Below are 21,153 nucleotides of genomic sequence, written 5' to 3'. Positions count from 1 at the left end.
CGTTGCCGCTCCGCTTATGCGGCTTCGACCATGGACACAGCCGACTCCATGTCGACCGCCACGATGCGCGAGACGCCCTGCTCCTGCATCGTCACGCCGATCAGCTGCTCGGCCATTTCCATGGCGATCTTGTTGTGGCTGATGAAGAGGAACTGGGTTTCGCGGCTCATGGCGGAGACGAGTTTGGCATAGCGCTCGGTGTTGGCGTCGTCCAGCGGCGCGTCCACTTCGTCGAGCAAACAGAAAGGCGCCGGGTTCAGCTGGAAGATGGCGAACACGAGCGCGATGGCCGTGAGCGCCTTCTCGCCGCCCGACAGCAGGTGGATGGTCTGGTTCTTCTTGCCGGGAGGCTGCGCCATCACCTGCACGCCGGAGTCGAGAATTTCGTCGCCGGTCATCATGAGCTTGGCGTTGCCGCCGCCGAAGAGTTCCGGGAACATGCGGCTGAAGTGCTCGTTGACGATCTTGAAGGTGCCGCCAAGCAGGTCGCGCGTCTCGGCGTCGATCTTGCGGATGGCGTCTTCCAGCGTGCCGATGGCTTCGTTCAGGTCGGCCGACTGCGCGTCGAGGAAGGTCTTGCGCTCGCTGGCAATGGCGAGTTCGTCCAGGGCCGCCAGGTTCACCGCGCCGAGCGCCGCCACCTCGCGGTTGAGGCGGTCGATCTCGCCTTGCAGGCCGGTGAGCCGCACCTTGTCGGTCTCGATCGACTTCTCGATCGCCTCGAGGTCGGCGCCGGCGTCGTCCAGAAGCTGCTGGTACTGCTCGACGCCCAGGCGCGCTGCCTGCTCCTTGAGCTGGAACTCGGTGATGCGCTGGCGCAGCGGGTCGAGCTCGCGCTCGAGCTGCAGGCGTCGCTCGTCGCTCGCGCGCAGCTTGAGCGTGAGGTCGTCGTACTGGCTGCGCGCCGCGCCCAGCGCAGTCTCGCGTTCGAGCTTGAGCGCGAGCGCATCCTGCAGGCCGGCCTGCGCGGCCGCATCGGACAGGCGGCCCAGCTCCGCGCGGGCGCGCTCGTCCTCGTCGGTCAGCGCCACGGTCTGCTGCGCGGCGGTCTCGATGGAGCGGTTGAGTTCGGCGCGGCGGGCTTCGAGCGTGCGCTGCGAGAAGGTGGCTTCCTGCGCCTGGCGTTCGAGACTGCGGTGCTGCTCGCGGCTTGCGGCCAGCGCACGGTTGGCCTCGATCACGCGTTCGTCGAGCTCGGCGTGGCGCTCCTGGGCATCGGCCAGCTGCATGTCGAGTTCCTCGAAGCGGCCCTCGGCGGCGATGCGCCGTTCCTGCAGTTCCTCGAGTTGTGCGTCGACTTCGCCGATGTCGGCGGACAGCTGCTGGCTGCGGGCACGGGTCTGCTCGGCCAGCTGCGTCATGCGCAGCGTCTCGACCTGCAGTTCGTGCGCGCGCGACTGGGTTTCGGCCGCTTCGCGCCGGGCGGTGACGAGGCGCGAGGCAGCATCGGCATAGGCGGCTTCGGCACGGACCAGCGCGGTGCGCGCTTCCTCGGTGATGAGCGTCTGGGCGCGCAGCTGGCGCTCCAGGTTTTCCATTTCCTGCTGGCGCGCCAGCAGGCCAGCCTGCTCGGAATCGGGTGCGTAGAAGTTGACGCTGTGCGCAGAGACGGCATGGCCGCTCTGCACGTAGATGACCTCGCCCGGCTGCAGCGAGCCACGCTGGGCCAGCGCCTCCTCGAAGCTCGCGGCGGTGTAGCAGCCGTGCAGCCAGTCGCTCAGCAGCGCCTGCTGACCGGCATCGTTCAGGCGCAGCAGGCTCGACAGGCGCGGCAGCGTTGCCGAACCTTCGGGCACGCCTGCGGCCGGCGGGCTGTAGAAGGCCAGCTTGGCAGGCGGCGCATCGTTGCCGAAGGCGCGGACCATCTCCAGCCGGCTGACCTCGAGCGCGCCCAGGCGCTCGCGCAGCGCGGCCTCGAGCGCGTTCTCCCAGCCCTGCTCGATGTGGATGCGGCTCCACAGGCCCTGCAGGCCTTCGAGGCCGTGCTTGGCGAGCCAGGGGGCCAGCTTGCCGTCGGTCTTGACCTTTTCCTGCAGGGCGCGCAGCGCCTCCAGGCGGGCCGAGAACTCGGCATGACGGGCGCCCTCGGTGTTGACGGCCTGCTGCTTCGTGCGGCGGTCGTCGTCGAGCTGCGGCACGGCTTCGAGCAGTTCCTGCAGGCGCGCATCGGATTCGCTCGCCGCCTCCTGCGCCATGGCGTACTGCTCCTGCATGTCGAGCAGGCGCGCTTCGTCGGGCGCGGCCAGGGCGTTCTGGTCGGCGCGCAGGCGTTCGCTGCGCTGCATCAGCTGGCGGCTCTGCTCCTCGATGTTGCGCTGGTCGGCGGCCAGCACCTGGATCTGCTGCTGCACCTGCGACACGGTCGTGCGCTGAGTGTTGGCCTCGTCCTGTGCGCGCTGCACGGCCTCTTCGAGCTCGGGCATGCGCGCGTCGTGCTCCTCGAGCTGGGCGGCCAGCATGATGGCCTGCTCCTCGGCATCGACGCCGGCGCCGGCCAGGGTCTCGATCTCGGCTTCGGCCTCCTCGCGGCGGCGGCCCCACTGGCCCATCTGTTCGCGCAGCTGGACGAGGCGCTGCTCGACGCGCTGGCGGCCCTCGACCACGAAGCGGATCTCGCCCTCGAGCCGGCCCACTTCGGCGCTGGCCTCGTAGAGCTTGCCCTGCGCCTGGTTGACCAGGTCACCGGCACCGTAGTGGGCCTGCCGCACGGTCTCGAGCTCGGCCTCGACGTGGCGCAGGTCGGCCATACGCGATTCGAGGTCGTTGATGGCGCGCTCCGAATCGGCCTTGATCTTCGCCTGGTCGGCATTGCTCTCGCTGCGCTTGAGGAACCACAGCTGGTGCTGCTTCTTCGTGGCGTCGCCCTGCAGCGCGTTGTAGCGCGCGGCCACCTCGGCCTGCTTCTCGAGCTTCTCGAGGTTGGCGTTGAGTTCGCGAAGGATGTCCTCGACGCGCGTGAGGTTCTCGCGCGTGTCGCCCAGGCGGTTCTCGGTCTCGCGGCGGCGCTCCTTGTACTTGGAGACGCCGGCGGCTTCTTCGAGGAAGAGGCGCAGCTCCTCGGGCTTGGATTCGATGATCCGGCTGATCGTGCCCTGGCCGATGATGGCGTAGGCGCGGGGGCCGAGGCCGGTGCCCAGGAACACGTCCTGGACGTCACGGCGGCGCACCGGCTGGTTGTTGATGTAGTAGCTGCTGGTGCCGTCGCGGGTGAGCACGCGCCGCACCGCGATTTCGCCGAACTGGTTCCATTGGCCACCGGCACGGTGGTCGGCGTTGTCGAACACCAGTTCCACGCTCGAACGGCTGGCCTGCTTTCGGGTGGTCGTGCCGTTGAAGATCACGTCCTGCATCGACTCGCCGCGAAGCTCCGAGGCGCGCGATTCGCCGAGCACCCAGCGCACCGCATCCATGATGTTCGACTTGCCGCAACCGTTGGGCCCGACAACGCCCACCAGTTGGCCCGGCAGCATGAAGTTGGTGGGTTCGGCGAACGACTTGAAGCCCGATAGCTTGATGGAATTAAGACGCACGACTTGTCGGCCTGCCTTGGCAGTAGCGCCAAGGTATTGATTTGTAAGGAAAATTGCACGGGCCCGCAGCTTGCAGCAGGCCGCCGCCCCAGCCTTGGATGATAACGTCAGGGCATGCACGATTCCCCGGTTTCACCCCTTGCCGCGCGCCGGGCCCGCCGCACGGCGCGCAGGGCAGGCTCGCTCGCCGTCCTGCTCGCCTCCCTGCTCGGCATTGCAGGCTGTTCGTCGGTGCGCGACACCCAGCGCGCCGAACCCTACAGCAACCAGGAGTGGCTGCAGTCCGGCGCCAACCGCATCGCCAACCTCTCGCTGCGCGACAACCTGCAGTCGATACGCCGGGTGCAGAGCACGCTCTACAAGCGCAACCCGCGCGAATGGCGAAAGTCGGCAACCAGCATGGAGGAAGCCACCCAGCGCGCCTGGGACGCGGTGCTCAAGGGCCCGCCGCTGCCCGAGCTCAAGGGCGCCAGCGGCATCGACGCCATCCGCATGGCCTTCGACACCACCCCACAGGGCTACCAGGGCGATCGCGTGGCTGCGCTGGTCTACGGCTGGGCCACCATGCTCAAGCAGGCCAACGGCGACACCTGGGACCAGACCATGCTTGACGGCATCAACGCCGAGAACAGCTTCCGGGCCGCGCGCAACTTCGAGATCTCGCTGTGGCTCATCTCCTCCAAGACCGGCCCCGACGGCCAGCCCCTGCTGCTGGCCACCGAGATCAGCGACCGCGGCCGCAACCTCGTGGCCGATCGCGAACTCTCCAAGGTGGTCGCACGCCTCGACCTGCTGGCCGCGCAGGCCGACGAGAAATACCGTCGGGCGGCGCTCGACTTCGGCCAGAACTGGGTGATGGGGGTGGTCATGCCCCTGTTCACGCTCGTGCCCAAGTGAGCCCACCGGGCGCGCCTCTTGCTGCAAGCCGTTACGCGATCGCAAGTGGCGACGAATCGAAGGAGAAAGCCGGCCCCTAGAATGGCCCGGCCCTCCCCTCCTCAACCCATTCGAGGCAGCAGCAATTCATGAGCTCCATCAATTTCATCGGCGGCGAAAAAGGCGGCGTAGGCAAGTCGGTCACCGCTCGGGTGCTGGCCCAGTACTTCATCGATCACAGCCGGCCCTTCACCGGCTTCGATACCGACCGCTCGCACAGCTCCTTCACTCGCTTCTACGAAGGCTTCGCCTCTCCGGTGGTGGTCGACAGCTTCGAGGGCCTCGACACCGTGGTCAACGGCTTCGAGACGAACCCGCAGCAGAGCGTGATCGTCGACCTCGCGGCACAGACGCTGGCGCCGCTGGCGCGCTGGATCAAGGAATCCGACCTCTTCGACGTGTTCGCCGAGATCGGCGTCACCGTCAACTTCTGGCATGTGCTGGACGACGGCAAGGACTCGACCGACCTGCTCGGCACGCTGATCGACACCTTCGGCAACCGTCCCAACTACATCGTGGTGCAGAACTACGGACGTGGCAGCGACTTCGGCATGCTGCTCGCATCGCAGTCGCTGTCGAAGGCCACGGCCAACGGCGCCCGCGTGATCGCCCTTCCCCGCCTGCACGACGCGAGCATGCGCAAGATCGACGCGCAGAACACCAGCTTCTGGAAAGCCGTGAACGACCGCGAGGGACCGCATGCGCTGGGCCTGCTGGAGCGCCAGCGCGTGAAGTCGTGGCTGGCGACGGCCTACGCAGCCTTCGACACCTTGCCTCTGTAAGTGCCTCGCCGGGCCTTCAGATCATCCCGCCGTTGATCGAGATCACCTGCCCCGTGATGTAGCCGGCCTCCTCGCTCGCGAGGAACGAGGCCAGCGCCGCCACTTCCTGCGGCGTTCCGGCGCGCTTGACCGGCACCATCTGGTTGATGACGGCGGGGTCGAACACCGCATCCGCCATCGGCGACGCGATGATCCCCGGTGCGATGGCGTTCACGGTCACGCCGCGCGAGGCCACTTCGAGCGACAGCGCCTTGGTCGCACTGTTGAGAGCGCCCTTGGCGGCCGCGTAATTGACCTGCCCCCGGTTGCCGGCAATGGCGGCCACCGACGAGATGTTCAGGATTCGGCCCCAGCGCGTGCGCATCATCGGCAGCAGCAGCGGCTGCGTGACGCGGAAGAAGCCGTTGAGCGACACGTCGATCACCTTGTGCCACTGTTCGGCGCGCATGCCGGGCAGCACGGCGTCGTCGTGCACGCCCGCGTTGTTGACCAGGATCTGCACCGCCCCTCCTTCGAGGATGCGAGCGCATGCTGCAGCGCAAGCCTCGTCGCTGCTCAGATCGAACACATGGCATTCGGCCTTGCCGCCCGCGGCCGTGATCGTTGCCGCCAGCTGCTCGACCGCCTCGGGCCGCGAGTTGGCATGCAGCAGCACGGTGGCGCCGTCGCGCGCCAGGCGCTGCGCCATGGCTGCGCCGAGCGCGCCGCTGGCGCCGGTGATCAGGGCGCGTTTTCCTTCGAGACTCATGGCGACGACGTGCTTTCTTTCTTATGCTGCCGCGGCGAGCGGCGTATTCAGGACCACCACGGCGCGGCCTTCGGCCAGCATGCGGCCGTCCTCGGCCTGCACCGTGAATTCATAGAGGATCTGCCGGTCGTCGCCCGAGAGGCGCCGGGCCGCGATCTGCAGGGCGCCGGCCACGTCGTCCAGCCGCGCCACCGCAAGCTTCACGTTGCGCGCACTCGCGAGAAAGCCGGCCGACGGCGCGCTGCCCTCTTCCGCCAGCAGGCCGCCGTGCAGGGCCATCGCCTGCGCTGCGTACTCGATCGCGTTCGGCGCCAGCAGGCCGCTTTCGGTGCGAAGCGGGTTGTCGGCCTGCGAATGAGTGGTGGTGGTGCAACGGATCGATTCGGCGTCCCAGCCTTCGAGCCGCTCCAGCAGGCACATGCTGCCGCTGTGCGGAATGCGCAGGGCGATGCCCCCGCGATCGAGCGTCTGCGGCGCGGTCAAGCAGCCCGCTCCAGGTCGGCCACCAGCAGAACATTTGCGAAGGGAGTGCCCTCGCTCATCGGAATGCTCTGCACGCGGAAGCCGAGGCGGTCGAGCACCGCCGTCCACTCGGCCAGAGGACGGCCCCAGGTCGGCGAGACCTTGTGGCCGCGGATGCGGGTGACGGTGCGGTCCACCCACTGGCTGATGGCGAAGCCGCGGCGGCTGGAGGCGTCGCCCACGCGCAGCAGCAGCCGCGCGTGCGGGTTGCCGCCGCGGCGCAGCGCATCGCGCACGCGCAGCAGCACACCTTCCTGCGCCTCGAGGTTCACGTAGTGCAGCACGTCGAGGATCACGACGAGATCGCAGTCGGGCAGATCGGCCTTGCACATGTCGGCGCAGACCAGCCGGGGTGCCGGCTCCAGGTGGCCGATGGAAGCCTCGGCGCGCGCCACGTCCTTGGGCATGAGCTCGATGCCGGTGTAGTCGGCGCCGTGCGGCGTGGCCGCCCACGACGACGGCCAGCGGCCCTGCTTCTGCATCGCGCTCATCGAGGCCAGCAGGCTCGCGAACAGGCCCTGGCCGCAGCCGATGTCGACCACGCGCTGGTGCTGCTCGCCGAACAGACGACGCTCGAGCAGCCCGCGGAACACCGGGTCGCGCCCGAGCTTGCCGCGCGCGAAATGCCAGGCGAAGTTGCCGCCCTTCTTGTACGGGACGGTGGCGGCCTCGTGCAGTTCGCGCCAGGCGGCCTCGGTGGAAAGTGAAGGCGACATTGCCGCGTTCATGGCTTCAGCCCTTCCGGCAGGGTCACGGAGCGCAGTCCATCGGCGCGCAGGCGTTCGAGCAACAAGGGCAATACCTCCAGCAAAACAGGTTGTCCCGCAGCGGTGCGCGCGGCGTTGCCGTCGTGCAGCAACAGGATGTCGCGCGCCTGCAGGTTTCGGCTCAGGCGCGCCATCACCTTGGCGGCGTCGCCCTCGCGGGTGTCGAAGCCGCGCCGCGTCCAGCTCACGAGCGAAAGGCCCAGGCGATGCAGCACGGGTTCGAGGAAAGGGTTGCGCAGGCCGGCCGGCGCGCGGAAGCAGGTCGGGCGCTGGCCGGTCACGTCGGCGAGGATGTCCTGCGCCCGTGCGATCTCGGCCGCGAAACCGCGCGGCCCGAGGAACGAGAAGTTGTGCCGGTGCCGCGCCGTGTGGTTCTGGATGCTGTGGCCGCGCGCGACGATCTCCCGGGCCAGCGCGGGCTGCGCGAGCACCCGCTCGGCGATGCAGAAGAAGGTGGCGCGCTGGCCGTGCGCGTCGAGCAGGTCGAGCACGCGCGGCGTGACTTCGGGCTCGGGGCCGTCGTCGATGGTGATGGCGACTTCGCGCCGCGCCGCCGCCGCCTCTGGGAGCCGGGTGACGTTGGGCCCCAGCAGGCTGCTGCGCGGCGTGAGTCCGGCGCCGGTGATCAGCGCGTGGTTCAGCACGATCGCGCCGACGGCCCAGGGCAAGGCGCCCGGCACCAGCACGCCCGCGCCGATGGCGGCCGCATGCCATGCCGCGCTGGCACGGATGGCCGGCGGCCAGGGCCAGGATTCGTTGGTGGACGCGGAAGCGGAAGACATGGAACCGGATTTTCCCCCGATCAGCCGCGCCCGGGCCGCGATGGCCCCACGCTGCGCGCGAACGCCGCCGACAGCAGCAGCGCCAGCAGCGCACCCGGCGCGACCACGCGGCCGATCGACGACAGCGCCGGAATGTCCGAGATCGCGATCAGCCCGAAGGACACCACCGTCGTCAGGTTGGCCAGCATCAGCGAGGCCAGCGTGTCCTCGTCGGCCGTGCCGGTGGTGCGCAACTGGTCGAAGAAGAGCGCGTAGTTCGAGCCCACCGCCACGATCAGCAGCAGGCCGACCAGGTGAAGGATGCCGAGCGCCGCCTGCAGCACGGCCATGCCGCCCAGCGTGAGCACCACCGCGAAGAGCAGCGGCTGGCAAACAGCCAGCAGCCGGCGCCACGAGCGCAGGTAGATGCCCAGCAGCACCACCACCGCCAGCGCGCCGAGCAGCACCTGCACGAAGGCCTCGTGCAGGTAGCGCTGGTACAGGCTCGCGAGCTCTCGCCCGACGTCGACCACCTGCACCTCGGGCAGGCCCGACAGCGCGGCCTCGAGCCGGGCCTGGTCGAACTTCGCACCGGGGTGCAGCACCAGCAGCGTGCCCCAGCCGCCGCCGGGGCGCTGGTACATCAGCGTATTCAGGACGGCGCCCAGCGGCCCGTCGGCCAGCTCGGCGCGCTGTATCGGCGACAGCTTGCGCGCGGCCTCCACGTCGGCCACGAAGGGCTCCAGTCGCGCTGCCGGCAATGGCAGCCCCTTCGTGGCCTCCGCGAGGTTGGAGCGCAGGGTCTGCGCGTCCGGCAGGCCGGCGAGGCGTGCCGACTGGACCTCCAGGCTCGGCAGCACGCGGGTGACGGTCTCGTAGCCGACCAGATCGCCGCTGTCGACCAGCGCGTCGAGCTTCGCGGCGGCGGCCTCGGTGTGGCGCAGCGCGGCCTGCTCGTCGTCGCCGAAGGCCACCACCAGCACGCCGCCGTCGCTCGCGCCGATGTCGTTGCGCAGCATCTCGTCGAGCTGCTGGGAGGCCTTGGGAACCGGGCTCATGGCGCCGAGATCGGCGCGCCACAGGTGGCCGCCCTGCCACAGCACCAGCGCCAGCGCGGCCACGCCGAGCGCGGCCAGCGGCCAGCGCAGGCGCGGCAGGCCGCGCACCAGCGCCCCGGCAAGCTGCGCCATGTAGCGGCGCATGCCCATGCCCGTGGCGCCATCGGGTGCCAGCACGGGCAGCACGTAGCGCGTGGCCAGCGCGGCCGAGACGAGGCCCGCGATGGAGAAAACGCCCAGCTGCGCCAGCCCCGGAAAGCCGGAGAACACGAGCGCCGCGAAGCCGCACACCGAGGTCAGCAGCCCCAGCCGCACGGTCGGCCAGTTCTGGTCGAGCCAGCGACGCCAGCCGGCACCGGGAACCGCACCTGCGCCGACCTGGCGCGCCTGGATCAGGTAGTAGATGGCGTAGTCGACCGTCTCCCCGATCAGCGTGCTGCCGAAGCCCAGCGTCAGCCCGTGCACCGAGCCGAACACCAGGCTCACGCTCGCGGTGCCGATCACCACGCCGGTCGCCACCGGCAGGAAGGCGATGACCAGCGCGCGCGGCGACGCGAAGGCCAGCAGCAGCAGCCCGCCCATCACGATGCCGCCCACCACCGCGAGGTGGATGGCTTCGGTCTTGATCTTGTCGCGGCTCATCACCGAGAACACCGGCGGACCGCTCAGCAGGAGCTTCGGGGCCTCGGCGCCCATGGCACGCGTCGCGGCCTCGTAGGCGGAATGCACGCGGGCGATGGCCACGGCCTGGGCGTCGAGGTCGCTGCCGGCGGCGCGCGTGGTGGCGATCATCAGTGCGCGCGGCGCGGTGCGCGACATCCACACCCCGTCCTCGCTGCGCGGCGAACTTGCGGGCACCAGTTCCATGGCGATGCGCTGCGTCTCGCCGGTCGGGTCGCGGTCGAGCAGCGGCTTGATCGCGTTGCCGGCCGGCGTACCGAGCATCGACAAGGTCTCGGTGATGGCGTCGCGCAGGCCCTCGGGAGTGAAGTGCCCCGGATTCACGCCGGGCGAAAGCTGATACCGGTGGTCGAATACCCAGGTTCCGGTGTCGCTCCAGTCGCTGACGTCACCGTTCTGGACCAGCTCGAAGAGCTTGCTCTCGCGCATCTCCTTCGCGACCGCGCGGGACACCGAAGCCCGCTGCGCCGCGCTGCCGCCCTCGAAACCCATCATCAGCGTGCGCGAGGCGACACCGCTTTGCAGCTGCTCGATCAGCACGCGCTGGCGCATGTCGGGGCTCTTGGGAAGGAAGGCCGAAAGATCGGCGCCGATCTGCGTGCGCGCGATCACCACCACGCCGCACAGCAGCACCAGCAGCCATGCCAGCAGCACGGCCGCCCTGCGCCCCCTGCCCGGCGGTCCGCCCGCCTGCTGCAGCTGCCCGGGCTGCGTCACGGCGCGGTGCGTCCGGGGGCGCCGGCTGGCGCGGATGCGGGCCCTGGGGCGGCGGCACCCGGCGTGATGTTCATGACCGAGCGGTCGCCGCCGACGAATTCCATTTCGAGGCCCAGCACGTCGCTCGCACGGCCGCTGATGCGCATGCTGCGCACCTGCGCGGCGAGGCGGCTGTCCAGCGGCGTGAGGTCGAGCGTCCACTTGGCGGCCGAGCCGGACACGGTGCTGCGGAAGTAGCGCTGCAGCGTGGCGCCGTCGCCCGTCAGCGTACCGCGCATGGCTTCGACCAGGCCGAGCAGCTCGGGCATGCTGTCGAGCGCCAGCGTCCGGTTGCGCCCGCCGCGCGAGAGCGTGAGCGTGTTGCCTTCGACCGCCATGGTCTCGACGCGCGGCGACAAGGTACGGCGCACCAGCTTGTCGGGCGCGTCGAAGCTCAGCGTGCCGCTGGCATCGAGCGGGCCTTCGAGGCCGTGCACGAAGCGCTGTTCCGTGAAGCGGGCCTCGCCGCTTTTCTGCCGGGCCAGCAGCGTCATCAGCTCGGGCAGGTCGAATGCCGCCCATGCAGGCACGGCGCAGAAGGCCAGCGCGAGCACCATTGCCCTGCAAAGCCGGTCAAGCCGCATCTTCGAGCCAGAAATCATGGAAATTGAACCAGTTGTAGGGGTACGCACGACACATCGCCTCCAGGCGCGCGACGTAGCCCTCGACAGCCGCGCGGATGCGCTGCTCGCGCTCCGCGGGGCTGGACGACCGCTCGCCGAAGTCGGCCAGCGGATCGAACCGGACGTCGTAGCGCGCGCCTCCGCCGTAGAGACCCGCCATGAAGAACACCTTGCGGCGCAGCAGTGCTGCAAGGCGGAAGGGACCGTCGTTGAAGACGGCGGGCTGCCCGAGGAACGGCAGCACGATGTTGTTGCCGCGCTGGTGCGCGGGCTGGTCCTCGCCGCCGGGCAGCGTGCGGTCGGCCAGCATGCCGCCCATGCCGCCGCCGTCGAGCCAGTCGCGAAGCTCCAGCATCGAATGCGGCCGGCCCAGGGCGATGACGTGCGGGCGCAGCTCGGGCACCGCGATGGCGTTGAGGATGCCGGTGATGCGCCGCGCATTGTCGGGATACATCAGCATCGCCAGGCGCAAATGGCGCTGGTGCGTCTGCTGCTTGCAGGCGCCCAGCGCCTCGAAGCTGCCGACATGGGCGCCGAGCAGGAAGGCGCCGCGGCCGTTGGCCAGCTCGACGTCGAGCGGCTCGTTGCCGGAGATCTTCACGTCGAAGAGATCCATGCGCCCGCGCAGGAAGTAGACGCGGTCGAGCACCGTCGACGCGAAAGCGTGCAGCAGGCGGAAGCCGTCGAGCCACCCGGCCTTGGGCCCGATGGCACGGAACAGATAGCGCTTGATGTGCCGGCGCGGCGCAGGCGCGAAGAGCAGGAAGTACAGGGCGATGGGCGGCAGCAGCAGCCGCGTGACGTGCCGCCCGAACACCAGCGCCATCATCACGATGAAGCGCAGCGCGAGCATGTTGCTGCGCTCGGGCGCGCGCGCCCAGTCGCCGCTCTCGCCGCGTTCCCCACGCTCGGCCCTGGCCTCCGCATGGCCGTTGCGTGCCGCCTCGTCGACGGCGCGCGTCTCGACGTCGGTGTGTTTCATCGGCCGGACTCTGGCACACCGGTCCAGCGGCCGGTGACAGCCACCACGCCGTCGCAGCGAACGTCGAATCGCACGCCGCGCGAGGCTCCTGTCTCGGGATTCAGCTCGATCGACAGCACGGCGCCGGGGCGCACGGGCGCGAGGAACTTGGCGGCCGCCAGCGTCGGATGCTCGCCCAGCCGCGCGACCAGCGCCGGCACGCGGCGGATGGCCTCCATCACCTCGGCCAGCACGAGCGCGCCCGGCAGCAGCGGCTGGCCCGCGAAGTGCCCGGCGAACACGGGGTGGTCGTCTGGCACCGCATGCGCCATCTGGACTGGCGTGTCGTCCTCGGCCAGCTGCGCCAGCGCGAATTCGCGCAGCGCCCGCACGGTGAGCTTGCCCGTGCCTTCGCGCGGGAAGGACTTCACCTGCACCACGCGGCGCGGCACGAAGACCGGCTCCAGCCGCTGGCGCAGCGCGGCGATGATCTGCCCCGCCGACAGCGTGGGCGCGACCACGAAGGCCACCGGCCGCACCACGCCGTCGGCCACCTCGTCGGGCAGCCAGAAGGCGCCGTCGTCCACGCCCGGAATGCTGTTGAGGTGGAAGTTCAGGTGCGCCAGCGAGCTGCGCCGGCCGGCCACATGGATCAGGTCGTTGGCACGGCCGAAAAGGCGGAAGCGGCGGTCGTCCAGCAGCTCGAGCACGTCGGCCATGGGCGTGGGCTCGGGCATGAAGTCGCCGCTGAAGACGAAGCGCTCGGGGCCGCCGTCGGCCGAGGGCTCGGCGTGCACGCGGATCTCGCCGAAGGTCTCCCAGATCTCGTTGTCGGTGGTACGGCGCGTGGCGACCTGGCCCGACTCGGTGCTGCCGTAGATCTCGAGCAGCACACTGCCCATCGCCTGCTCGGCCTGCAGCGCGAGCTGCGGCGACAGCGGCGCGGTGGCCGACAGGATCAGGTCGACCGGCGGCAGCTCGATGCCCGAGAGCAGCAGCGTCTTGAGGTGGAAAGGCGTGGTCACCAGCGCGCGCGGACGCGGCACCGAGGCCAGCGTCTTGGCGACGTCGGCCGGGAAGAACGGCCGGCCGCTCTCGAAGATCGCGCCGCCCAGCATGGCCAGCAGCACCGAAGACTCCAGCCCGTAGCTGTGCTGCACAGGCACGGTGGCGACCAGCGTCAGTCCCTCCAGGCTCGGGCGCTCCAGCACCCGGCACAGGCGCTTGACCGCCACGGCCACGTCGCCCACCAGCGTGCGCCAGGTCTTCGCGTGCGGCTGGGGGACGCCGGTGGAGCCCGAGGTCAGCAGGCTGGCGGCGTGCATGCCCGCGTCGATGCGCGGCACGTCCACGGGGGCATCGCCCGCGGGACCGGCCAGTCCTTCGAGCAGCAGCCGCTCGATGCCCGGCGTCTGGATGTGCGAGGCGTCGGTGTGCGCGAAAAGCGGCGAACCGCGGGATTCGAGCAGTCGCGCGATGGTGTCGGGCCGAGCATCGGGCGGCAGCATGCTCGCGCGGCCGCGCACCAGCGCCGCACCGAGGCTCACCGCGAAGGCATAGCGGTCGCCGCAGAGATTGACGGCGTCGCCCTCGGGCGGAAGCGTGGGAGCGAAGCGGGCCACGTCGGCCAGGAACTGGCGCGCGCTCACGGGAACGCCCGCGCGCCATGCGAGAGGAGCGTCGAGGTCGCGGTTCGCGAGCAGTGGCACGAAGCGGGTGTCGTCTGTCGTCACGCGGGCGGGGCCTGTGTCATTGGCCGCCGGGGCTGGTGTCAACCGACGACGTGCCATAGAACGCGCGCACCGCGTCCACGAGGCGCGTGCGTTCGAATTCGGGATGCAGCCGGTAGCGCACCAGGTGTTCGCCAACGAAGAGGAGCGTCACCATCACGGGCGACAGCACGTTGGCGAACAGCGACCAGTCGGAGAACGGCCGCGTCAGGTAGATGACGATCGAGGCCGTCACCATCACCGCGAAGAAGCCGGTCCAGATGCGGGTGAGCTGCGTGGTGTAGGCCAGCATGTGGCCGCGCAGCGGATGCACGCGCTGCGCGAACTGCGTGATCAGGGGCAGGCCCTTGCCGCGCAGCGTGGAGCCGAACCAGCCGCACAGCGCGCCGTTGATGGCCACGTGCTGCATCACGTACAGCCGGTTGGGGTCGCCCGCCTCACCCAGGAAGACGAGCGCGAAGCCTGCGATGCCGACCGCCACCGCGATGGCGACGCCCCAGCGGCCGAACCAGCTGCCGGCCAGGCCTATCGCGGCGAGCCAGAGCGGGCCGAGCAGCACCACCACTGCCCACGGCTGAGTCGCGTGGAACAGCGTCATCCAGTGGGAGAGGCCGGCATATGCGACCCCGGCCACCAGCAGGAGCGCTATTCGCCATCGGGACATGGGATCAGGTGGCGACGCGGTGCTCGGCCACGTGAGCCGCCAGCGTGCGCAGCGACTGGAAGATCTGCTGGTTGCGTTCGTCGTCGGAACGCAGCTGGAAGCCGTAGCGGCGCGAGACTTCGAGCGCGACTTCCAGGATGTCGATCGAATCGAGACCGAGACCTTCGCCGTACAGCGGTTCGGTCGGCACGATGTCCTCGGGAGCCACTTCGAGGTTGAGCGCGTTCACGAGCAGCACGGCCAGCTCTTTTTCGATCGGCGACTGTTCGGAGGCATCGCCGTTGGCGGGAATGGGGGGCTGGGCAGTCGATGACAAAAAAACCTCCTAAAACTTATTCCTGAACCACCGTGCGGGCCGTGGATTATAGGAGTGCCGTCCAGGGCCGGACGCGGAGCCTGCCGCGGCGCAGTACGTACTCTTTCTGCTTATTTCACCTTGTTGCAAGGCACGTGTGGACCACGGGGCGAATCGGCACCCGGACCAGGCCGTGCCGGAGGGAAGAACGAGCGCCGATTCACCCTAGACTACCCGCTTCGATACGACCCGGAGCGCCCCATGGCCGACCCCCTTCTGATCGCACGGCACGACACGATCGAGTGCAACCTCCTGCCCGGCCTGGCCAACCGCCACGGCCTCATCACCGGCGCCACCGGCACCGGCAAGACCGTCACGCTGCAGACCATCGCGCAGAAGCTCTCCTCGATCGGCGTGCCGGTGTTCATGGCCGACGTCAAGGGCGACCTGACCGGCATCAGCCAGAAGGGCAATATCGGCGACAAGCTGGCCGCCACCCTGAAGGAACGCGGCATCGATCTGCCCGAGCCCGCGGCCTGCCCCGTCACGCTGTGGGACGTCTTCGGCGAACAGGGCCATCCGGTGCGCGCCACCATCTCCGACATGGGCCCCCTGCTGCTGGGCCGCATGCTCGACGTGAACGAAACCCAGGCGGGTGTGCTGAACCTCGTGTTCAAGATCGCCGACGACAACGGCCTGCTGCTGCTCGACCTGAAGGACCTGCGCGCGATGCTGCAGTACGTGGGCGAGAACTCCAGCCAGTTCACCACGCAGTACGGGAACATCAGCGCCGCCAGCGTGGGCGCGATCCAGCGCGGACTGCTGCAGATCGAGACCCAGGGCGGCGACAAGTTCTTCGGCGAGCCCATGCTCAACATCGCCGACTTCATGCAGACCGTGGGCGGCAAGGGCGTGGTGAACGTGCTCGCGGCCGACAAGCTCATGAACTCGCCGCGCCTGTACGCCACCTTCCTGCTGTGGATGCTGTCGGAGCTCTTCGAGCAGCTGCCCGAAGTCGGCGACCCCGAGCAACCCAAGCTGGCCTTCTTCTTCGACGAGGCCCACCTGCTGTTCAACGAGGCGCCCAAGGCGCTGGTGGAGCGCATCGAGCTGGTCGTGCGGCTGGTGCGCTCCAAGGGCGTCGGCGTGTACTTCGTCACCCAGAACCCGCTGGATATTCCCGACACGGTGCTGGCCCAGCTCGGCAACCGCGTGCAGCACGCGCTGCGGGCCTTCACCCCGCGCGACCAGAAGGCCGTGAAGGCGGCCGCCAGCACCATGCGCCAGAAGCCCGGGCTGGACATCGAGACCGCCATCACCGAACTCGCGGTCGGCGAGGCGCTGGTGAGCCTGCTCGACGAGAAGGGCCGCCCGAGCGTGACCGAGCGCGTGTTCGTGCTGCCGCCGGCCAGCCAGCTCGGCCCGATCACGCCAGAGCAGCGCAAGGCGCTGATCGCCGGCTCGCTGGTCGCCGGCGTCTACGAGAAGTCGGTCGACCGCGAATCGGCCTACGAGAAGCTCAAGGGCCGCGCCGAAAGCGCGCCCGGCGCCCCTGCCCCCGCTGCACCGGGCTCCACCAAGGGCACGGAGGAATCGTCGGGCTCCGGCATGGGCAGCATGCTCAACGACATGCTCTTCGGCACCACCGGTCCGCGCGGCGCCAAGCACGATGGCCTGGTGCAGACCATGGCCAAGTCGGCGGTGCGGACCATGGGCACCTCGGTGGGCAAGGAGATCCTGCGCGGCGTGCTCGGCGGGATCTTCGGCGGCAAGAAGCGCTGAAGCTCCAGGGGCCTCGCCTGCCTACCTACCAGCGCAGCAGCCGAGGCCCGAGCAGCGCCCCGACCAGCACCGGCACCGCGATCCCGCTCACGTACCAGACGGCGAGGAAGGGAGCGGTCAGCTCCATGCAGTGCAGCGCATAGACCGAGGCTCCCACGCCGCCGGCCAGCGCACCGGCCGCCGCGCCCGCCAGTGCGGGCCGCGTGGGCGCCATGCCCCTGAGCGCGACGAGCGCAGCCGCGAACACCGGGAGCGCCATCAGCCCGATGCTCACCGCGCAGATGCGCCACGACTGCCCCATCAGCGCGGGCATGCGCGCCTCGCCCGGCATCGTGAACCAGGCGATCGCCGCCAGCATCCAGACCCCGAGCACCGGCAGCACGGCGCCCATCCACACATTCCGGGGCTTCACGCCCGGCCGCGCCAGCCGTTCCGCCGCCACGAAGCCGGCCGCGGCGATGCACAGCGGAAACAGCACCTTGACCCAGAACATCGGCCAGAACATGGCCTGCACGATGTCGTGCCGCACGCCGTAACCGGTGAACAGGATCGCGAGCGAGAACGGCAGTCCCACCAGCAACGCCAGCCACATGCGCGAGCTGGCGCGACGCCGGCGAAGCGGCACGGCCACGTCGCCGGTGGCCAGCATCGAGACCAGGTCGTCGGTCTTCATGCCGCGGCTCCCCAGCCGTTGCCGAAGCGGGCGGCCAGCGCCTTCAGCCCGCGGTGGATGCCGACCTTCACGGCCGACTCCGACATGCCGGTCAGGCTCGCGGTCTCGGCCACCGAGCGGCCCTCGATCTTGACGTGCACGATAGGCAGGCGCTGCCGCTCGGGCAGCGTCTCGAGCAGGCCGCCCAGGTCGCGCTTCGCGTCGCTGGCCTCCTCGGCGGATTCGGCGAAAACGGCGAGTTCGTCGTCCAGCGGCTCATGCAGGTCTTCACGGGCCGACTTGGCGCGCAGCAGGTCGATCATCTTGTAACGCGCGATGGCATGCACCCAGGCCGTCAGCGGCTGGTCGCTCTGGTAGGTGTGGCGCTGGTTGTGCATGGCGAGCAGGCATTCCTGGACGAGGTCTTCCACTTCATCGGGCCAGCCGAAAAGGCGCTTGCCCAGAAAGGCGCGCAGGTGCGCGGCGAGCTGCTGCAGGAAGTCGCGGTAGGCCTTCGCGTCGCCGTCGAGGCCGCGGAGGAACAGGCCGCGCAGCGCCGCTTCCACGTCGCCGGGATTCTTCCTGCTGCCTACGGTGTTTCGTTCCATCGGGCTGGCTGGTTACAGCCTTGTCGAAAAAGTTCCGACGCATTGTGCCGGGCCCGAGGGCGCCGGCATGGCGTCAGGGCTGCTTCAGGCACTGCTGGATGATCGGGCCGGTCCGCGTCCTGATCTTCTCCAGGTCCTGCAGGTCGGCCACGGGGGTGTCCTTCATGAGGCCGTCGGCCGCGCAGGTGCACAGCTTCTTCAGCTCTTCCTGCGATTTGTTCCCGTGCTCGCCCGCACTCTTGACGCAGCTGCCGACGAAGCTCTCCCTGAAGCTGGTCCTGAAGGCGGAGTCGAAGCCTTCGGAGAAACCCTCCCTGGCCTTGTCGCAGGCGCTCAGGCCGAGCAGGCCCAGGACGAGAAATGCACAGGCAAGCACACGCATCGTTCTTTCCTCCATCGCGTCCGGTCCATCCGTCCGTTCCCGCGCATTGTTCCCCATCTGCACGGCCATGCCCGCAGGACACCGGGTGCGCCCGTGGCGCGTTGCTTGCAAGCCGCACGCGTGATCGGTACATTGCATTTTTTGAGGGCCACCAATGTCTGCTGACAGCACAACGATCCCTTCCGCTCCCGGCGGTGCCACCGGCGCCGCGCCCCTCCCCCCGCTCCATCCCTCGCCGTCGACCGGCCACATCCGGCTGACCTCGCACGCCGGCGGCTTCGGCGCCCTGCCCATCCGATGGGGCGCCGCCACCGCGGCCGAACGCGGACCGGTGGTCGGCACCACCACCAAGCGTGCCCACCGCAACGTGATCGGCACCCACAGCGGCTCCTACAGCGTCTACCGCGCGCTCGCGGTGGCGGCCGGCGCGCTCAAGCGCGAGCACAAGGCCGACCTCACCAACACCGCGCCCACCGACGCGATCGGGCCCTATCCTCAATGGAGCGAGCCGGGGCGCATCGTCTCGCTCGACCCGTGGGGCGCGCAGGTGGCGGAGGTGTTCGCCACCGAGATGGCGGCGGGCTACGACATCCGCCCGACCATCGCGATCACCAAGGCTCACGTGATCCTGCCCGAGGTGATCGAGGCGCTTCAGAAAGGCCGCCTCAAGGCCGACGGCAGGTTCCTCACCGCCGGCGGCGCCGCGATGGTGACCAAGGCCGCGATCGAACCCGTGTGGTACCTGCCCGAGGTGGCGCGCAGATTCGGCTGCTCCGAGACCGACCTGCGCCGCACGCTCTTCGAGGAGACCGGCGGCATGTATCCCGAGCTGGTCACGCGCTCCGACCTCGAGGTGTTCCTGCCGCCCATCGGCGGGCAGACGCTCTACATCTTCGGCAACCCGCGCGACCTCGCCAACCCCGAGGTCGAGCTCACCGCGCGCATCCACGACGAGTGCAACGGCTCGGACGTGTTCGGCTCCGACATCTGCACCTGCCGCCCCTATCTCACGCACGCCATCGAGGAATGCATCCAGGGCGCGCAGCGCGGCGGCGTCGGACTGATCGCCTATTCGCGCAAGGAAGGCCGCGCACTGGGCGAGGTGACCAAGTTCCTGGTCTACAACGCACGCAAGCGCCAGGTGGGCGGCGACACGGCCGACCAGTACTTCGCGCGCACCGAGTGCGTGGCCGGCGTGCAGGACATGCGTTTCCAGGAGCTGATGCCCGACGTATTCCACTGGCTCGGCATCAGGAAGATCCATCGGCTCGTGTCGATGAGCAACCTGAAATTCGACGCGATCACCAGCTCGGGCATCGAGATCGGCGAGCGCGTGAACATCCCCGATGAATTGATCCCCGCGGACGCCCGCGTCGAGATGGACGCCAAGATGGCGGCCGGCTACTTCACGCCGGGCCCGGTGCCGGACGCGGAGGAACTGAAGAAGGCCAAGGGCCGAGGACTCAGCGAATGAACAGCAACACTCCCGGCAATCCCACCCGGAACGGCGACGACCCGAACCTGCCCGTCGACGGCTCGGGCAGCCTGCCGCCCGGCGGCGCGGGCGAAGTCGACCCCTCCATCGAATTCACCGCCGACACCGCACACCCGGCAGGCGCGGCCACGCTGCTGCGCACCACCGCGGCCATCCGCGAGCGCGCCAACGCCCTGCTCTCTCGCGCACGGCGCGGCGAGTCGCAGTGGTTCCGCATCGGCGGCGACGACGCACTCGAAGACGCGGCGCGCACCGTGGCCGAGGTCACGCGCGAGCGCTACCCGTGGGACACCATCCCGTACCACAGCCGCTGGCGCCATTTCGAGGCCGGCGGCGTGAACCGGGTCGAGGAGCTCGACAAGCTGCTCGGCAAGGTCGACGCACGCCAGCGCGCCCGCGCCCACATCGACCTGGTGCTGGTGAGCGTGCTGCTCGACGCCGGCGCCGGAGCCGGCTGGCACTACACCGAATCGGCCACGGGCCAGCGCTTCACGCGCTCGGAGGGGCTGGGCGTGGCGAGCTTCCATGCGTTCACCAGCGGGCTTTTCTCGTCCAATCCCGACCGCCCCTGCCAGGTCGACGCAGTCGGCCTGCGCGGCCTGGTCGCCGACCGCCTCGGCGACGCCTTCCAGGTGAGCGAAGTCAATCCGCTGGTCGGCCTCGCCGGCCGCGCCACGCTGCTGCGCCGGCTCGGCGAGGCCATGAGCGAGCAGCCCGAGACCTTCGGCGACGACGGCCGGCCCGGCGGGCTGTTCGACGCGCTTGTCGGCCCGTACGGCCCGGCCGCGCCGCCCACCGCCGAGGTCACGGCGCACCAGATCCTGTCGTTGCTGCTGGAGACGCTCTCGCGCATCTGGCCGGCGGCCAACGCGGTCGACAGCATCGCCGCCGACGGAAGCGACAGCCCCGGCGGCATCGGCTCGGGCGACCCCGCGCTGGCGCTCGGCGACTGCTGGCGCCACAGCGCCGTGCGCGGCCCCGGCCTCACCAACGGCTGGATGCCCTTCCACAAGCTCTCGCAGTGGCTCACCTACTCGCTGCTCGAACCCTTCGAATGGGCCGGCGTGAAGGTGCGCCAGCTCGACGCGCTCACCGCACTGCCCGAATACCGCAACGGCGGCCTGCTGATCGACAGTGGCGTGATCGTGCCGAAGGACCCGGCCTTCCTCACCCGCCAGTGGAAGGTGAGCGACGAATTCATCGTCGAATGGCGCGCGCTCACGGTGGCGCTGCTCGACGAGATCGCGCCGCGCGTGCGCAAGGTGCTCGACCGCACCGAGGAGGAGCTTCCGCTGGCCTGCGTGCTCGAAGGCGGCACCTGGGCGGCGGGCCGCGCCCTGGCACAGCGCCTGCGCGACGGCGCTCCGCCTCTGCTGATCGAGAGCGACGGCACCGTCTTTTAGACTCCAGGGTTCCCCTG

The 21,153-nt window shown here is 69.7% G+C and carries 19 protein-coding genes; 5 read left to right on the top strand and 14 right to left on the bottom strand.

Features of this window, described 5'->3' with window-relative positions; translation table 11 throughout:
• Nucleotides 1–14: 14 nt before the first annotated feature.
• A complete protein-coding gene (gene smc, locus ACTJLF_RS00235) occupies nt 15–3,530 on the bottom strand; it encodes a chromosome segregation protein SMC (RefSeq protein ID WP_354323415.1) in 3,516 nt (1,171 codons plus the stop codon).
• Between the two features lie 114 nt (nt 3,531–3,644).
• On the opposite strand from smc, the gene ACTJLF_RS00230 reads away from it, so the two are divergent.
• Nucleotides 3,645–4,427: a hypothetical protein gene (locus tag ACTJLF_RS00230; protein WP_440882249.1), complete on the top strand. Its 783-nt coding sequence runs from the start codon at nt 3,645–3,647 to the stop codon at nt 4,425–4,427.
• Nucleotides 4,428–4,555: 128 nt separating this feature from the next.
• Nucleotides 4,556–5,248, top strand: a complete 693-nt coding sequence (locus ACTJLF_RS00225) for a mobilization protein (RefSeq protein WP_019652510.1) — start codon at nt 4,556–4,558, stop codon at nt 5,246–5,248.
• 16 nt (nt 5,249–5,264) lie between these two features.
• On the opposite strand, the gene fabG is transcribed toward ACTJLF_RS00225, so the two are convergent.
• Genes fabG through ACTJLF_RS00175 form a run of 10 tightly spaced genes read right to left on the bottom strand, consistent with a single transcriptional unit; the run spans nt 5,265 to nt 14,835 of the window.
• Nucleotides 5,265–5,996 carry a 3-oxoacyl-ACP reductase FabG gene (gene fabG / locus ACTJLF_RS00220; RefSeq protein ID WP_126181919.1) on the bottom strand — a complete coding sequence of 244 codons (732 nt, stop codon included), beginning with the start codon at nt 5,994–5,996 and terminating at the stop codon, nt 5,265–5,267.
• Nucleotides 5,997–6,017: 21 nt separating this feature from the next.
• Nucleotides 6,018–6,479 (bottom strand): hydroxymyristoyl-ACP dehydratase, encoded by a 462-nt coding sequence (locus ACTJLF_RS00215; protein WP_440882248.1) that lies wholly within the window; start codon nt 6,477–6,479, stop codon nt 6,018–6,020.
• Complete coding sequence (locus ACTJLF_RS00210; RefSeq protein ID WP_416488921.1) at nt 6,476–7,246, bottom strand: class I SAM-dependent methyltransferase; 771 nt, start codon at nt 7,244–7,246, stop codon at nt 6,476–6,478. Before ACTJLF_RS00210 ends, ACTJLF_RS00215 begins: the two co-directional genes overlap by 4 nt.
• A complete protein-coding gene (locus tag ACTJLF_RS00205; protein ID WP_126181921.1) occupies nt 7,243–8,067 on the bottom strand; it encodes a polysaccharide deacetylase family protein in 825 nt (274 codons plus the stop codon). The genes ACTJLF_RS00210 and ACTJLF_RS00205 overlap by 4 nt, the downstream gene beginning before the upstream one ends.
• A 20-nt stretch (nt 8,068–8,087) precedes the next feature.
• Nucleotides 8,088–10,502, bottom strand: a complete 2,415-nt coding sequence (locus ACTJLF_RS00200; RefSeq protein ID WP_132798573.1) for a transporter — start codon at nt 10,500–10,502, stop codon at nt 8,088–8,090.
• Nucleotides 10,499–11,143: a LolA-related protein gene (locus ACTJLF_RS00195; protein WP_038113782.1), complete on the bottom strand. Its 645-nt coding sequence runs from the start codon at nt 11,141–11,143 to the stop codon at nt 10,499–10,501. The genes ACTJLF_RS00200 and ACTJLF_RS00195 overlap by 4 nt, the downstream gene beginning before the upstream one ends.
• The gene (locus ACTJLF_RS00190; RefSeq protein WP_132798571.1) at nt 11,115–12,146 is read right to left on the bottom strand and encodes an acyl-CoA synthetase; all 1,032 of its coding nucleotides are present in this window, start codon (nt 12,144–12,146) and stop codon (nt 11,115–11,117) included. The genes ACTJLF_RS00195 and ACTJLF_RS00190 overlap by 29 nt, the downstream gene beginning before the upstream one ends.
• The gene (locus tag ACTJLF_RS00185) at nt 12,143–13,858 is read right to left on the bottom strand and encodes an AMP-binding protein (RefSeq protein WP_440882247.1); all 1,716 of its coding nucleotides are present in this window, start codon (nt 13,856–13,858) and stop codon (nt 12,143–12,145) included. The genes ACTJLF_RS00190 and ACTJLF_RS00185 overlap by 4 nt, the downstream gene beginning before the upstream one ends.
• A gap of 16 nt (nt 13,859–13,874) precedes the next feature.
• Entirely contained in the window at nt 13,875–14,519 is a 645-nt protein-coding gene (locus ACTJLF_RS00180) for a membrane protein (protein ID WP_026346167.1), read from the bottom strand.
• 4 nt (nt 14,520–14,523) lie between these two features.
• Nucleotides 14,524–14,835: a phosphopantetheine-binding protein gene (locus tag ACTJLF_RS00175; protein WP_126181925.1), complete on the bottom strand. Its 312-nt coding sequence runs from the start codon at nt 14,833–14,835 to the stop codon at nt 14,524–14,526.
• 240 nt (nt 14,836–15,075) lie between these two features.
• On the opposite strand from ACTJLF_RS00175, the gene ACTJLF_RS00170 reads away from it, so the two are divergent.
• Complete coding sequence (locus tag ACTJLF_RS00170; RefSeq protein ID WP_132798567.1) at nt 15,076–16,596, top strand: helicase HerA-like domain-containing protein; 1,521 nt, start codon at nt 15,076–15,078, stop codon at nt 16,594–16,596.
• Between the two features lie 25 nt (nt 16,597–16,621).
• Here the strand turns inward: ACTJLF_RS00170 and ACTJLF_RS00165 are convergent, their stop codons facing one another.
• From ACTJLF_RS00165 to ACTJLF_RS00155, 3 genes are all read right to left on the bottom strand, one after another.
• Entirely contained in the window at nt 16,622–17,269 is a 648-nt protein-coding gene (locus ACTJLF_RS00165) for an NrsF family protein (RefSeq protein WP_440882246.1), read from the bottom strand.
• Nucleotides 17,266–17,856 (bottom strand): sigma-70 family RNA polymerase sigma factor, encoded by a 591-nt coding sequence (locus tag ACTJLF_RS00160; protein ID WP_019652497.1) that lies wholly within the window; start codon nt 17,854–17,856, stop codon nt 17,266–17,268. Before ACTJLF_RS00160 ends, ACTJLF_RS00165 begins: the two co-directional genes overlap by 4 nt.
• 73 nt (nt 17,857–17,929) lie before the next feature.
• Complete coding sequence (locus tag ACTJLF_RS00155) at nt 17,930–18,238, bottom strand: hypothetical protein (protein ID WP_440882245.1); 309 nt, start codon at nt 18,236–18,238, stop codon at nt 17,930–17,932.
• A 154-nt stretch (nt 18,239–18,392) separates the two neighbouring features.
• On the opposite strand from ACTJLF_RS00155, the gene ACTJLF_RS00150 reads away from it, so the two are divergent.
• Nucleotides 18,393–19,712, top strand: coding sequence for a GTP cyclohydrolase II (locus ACTJLF_RS00150; protein ID WP_019652495.1), 1,320 nt, complete (start codon nt 18,393–18,395; stop codon nt 19,710–19,712).
• The gene (locus tag ACTJLF_RS00145) at nt 19,709–21,136 is read left to right on the top strand and encodes a URC4/urg3 family protein (RefSeq protein WP_440882244.1); all 1,428 of its coding nucleotides are present in this window, start codon (nt 19,709–19,711) and stop codon (nt 21,134–21,136) included. Before ACTJLF_RS00150 ends, ACTJLF_RS00145 begins: the two co-directional genes overlap by 4 nt.
• Nucleotides 21,137–21,153: the final 17 nt, after the last annotated feature.

It is taken from the genome of Variovorax sp. 22077 (assembly GCF_052044195.1).
GTDB lineage: Bacteria > Pseudomonadota > Gammaproteobacteria > Burkholderiales > Burkholderiaceae_C > Variovorax > Variovorax atrisoli.
The sequence above is the reverse complement of the archived record's forward strand: the minus strand, read 5'-3'. Positions and strand labels throughout refer to the sequence as shown.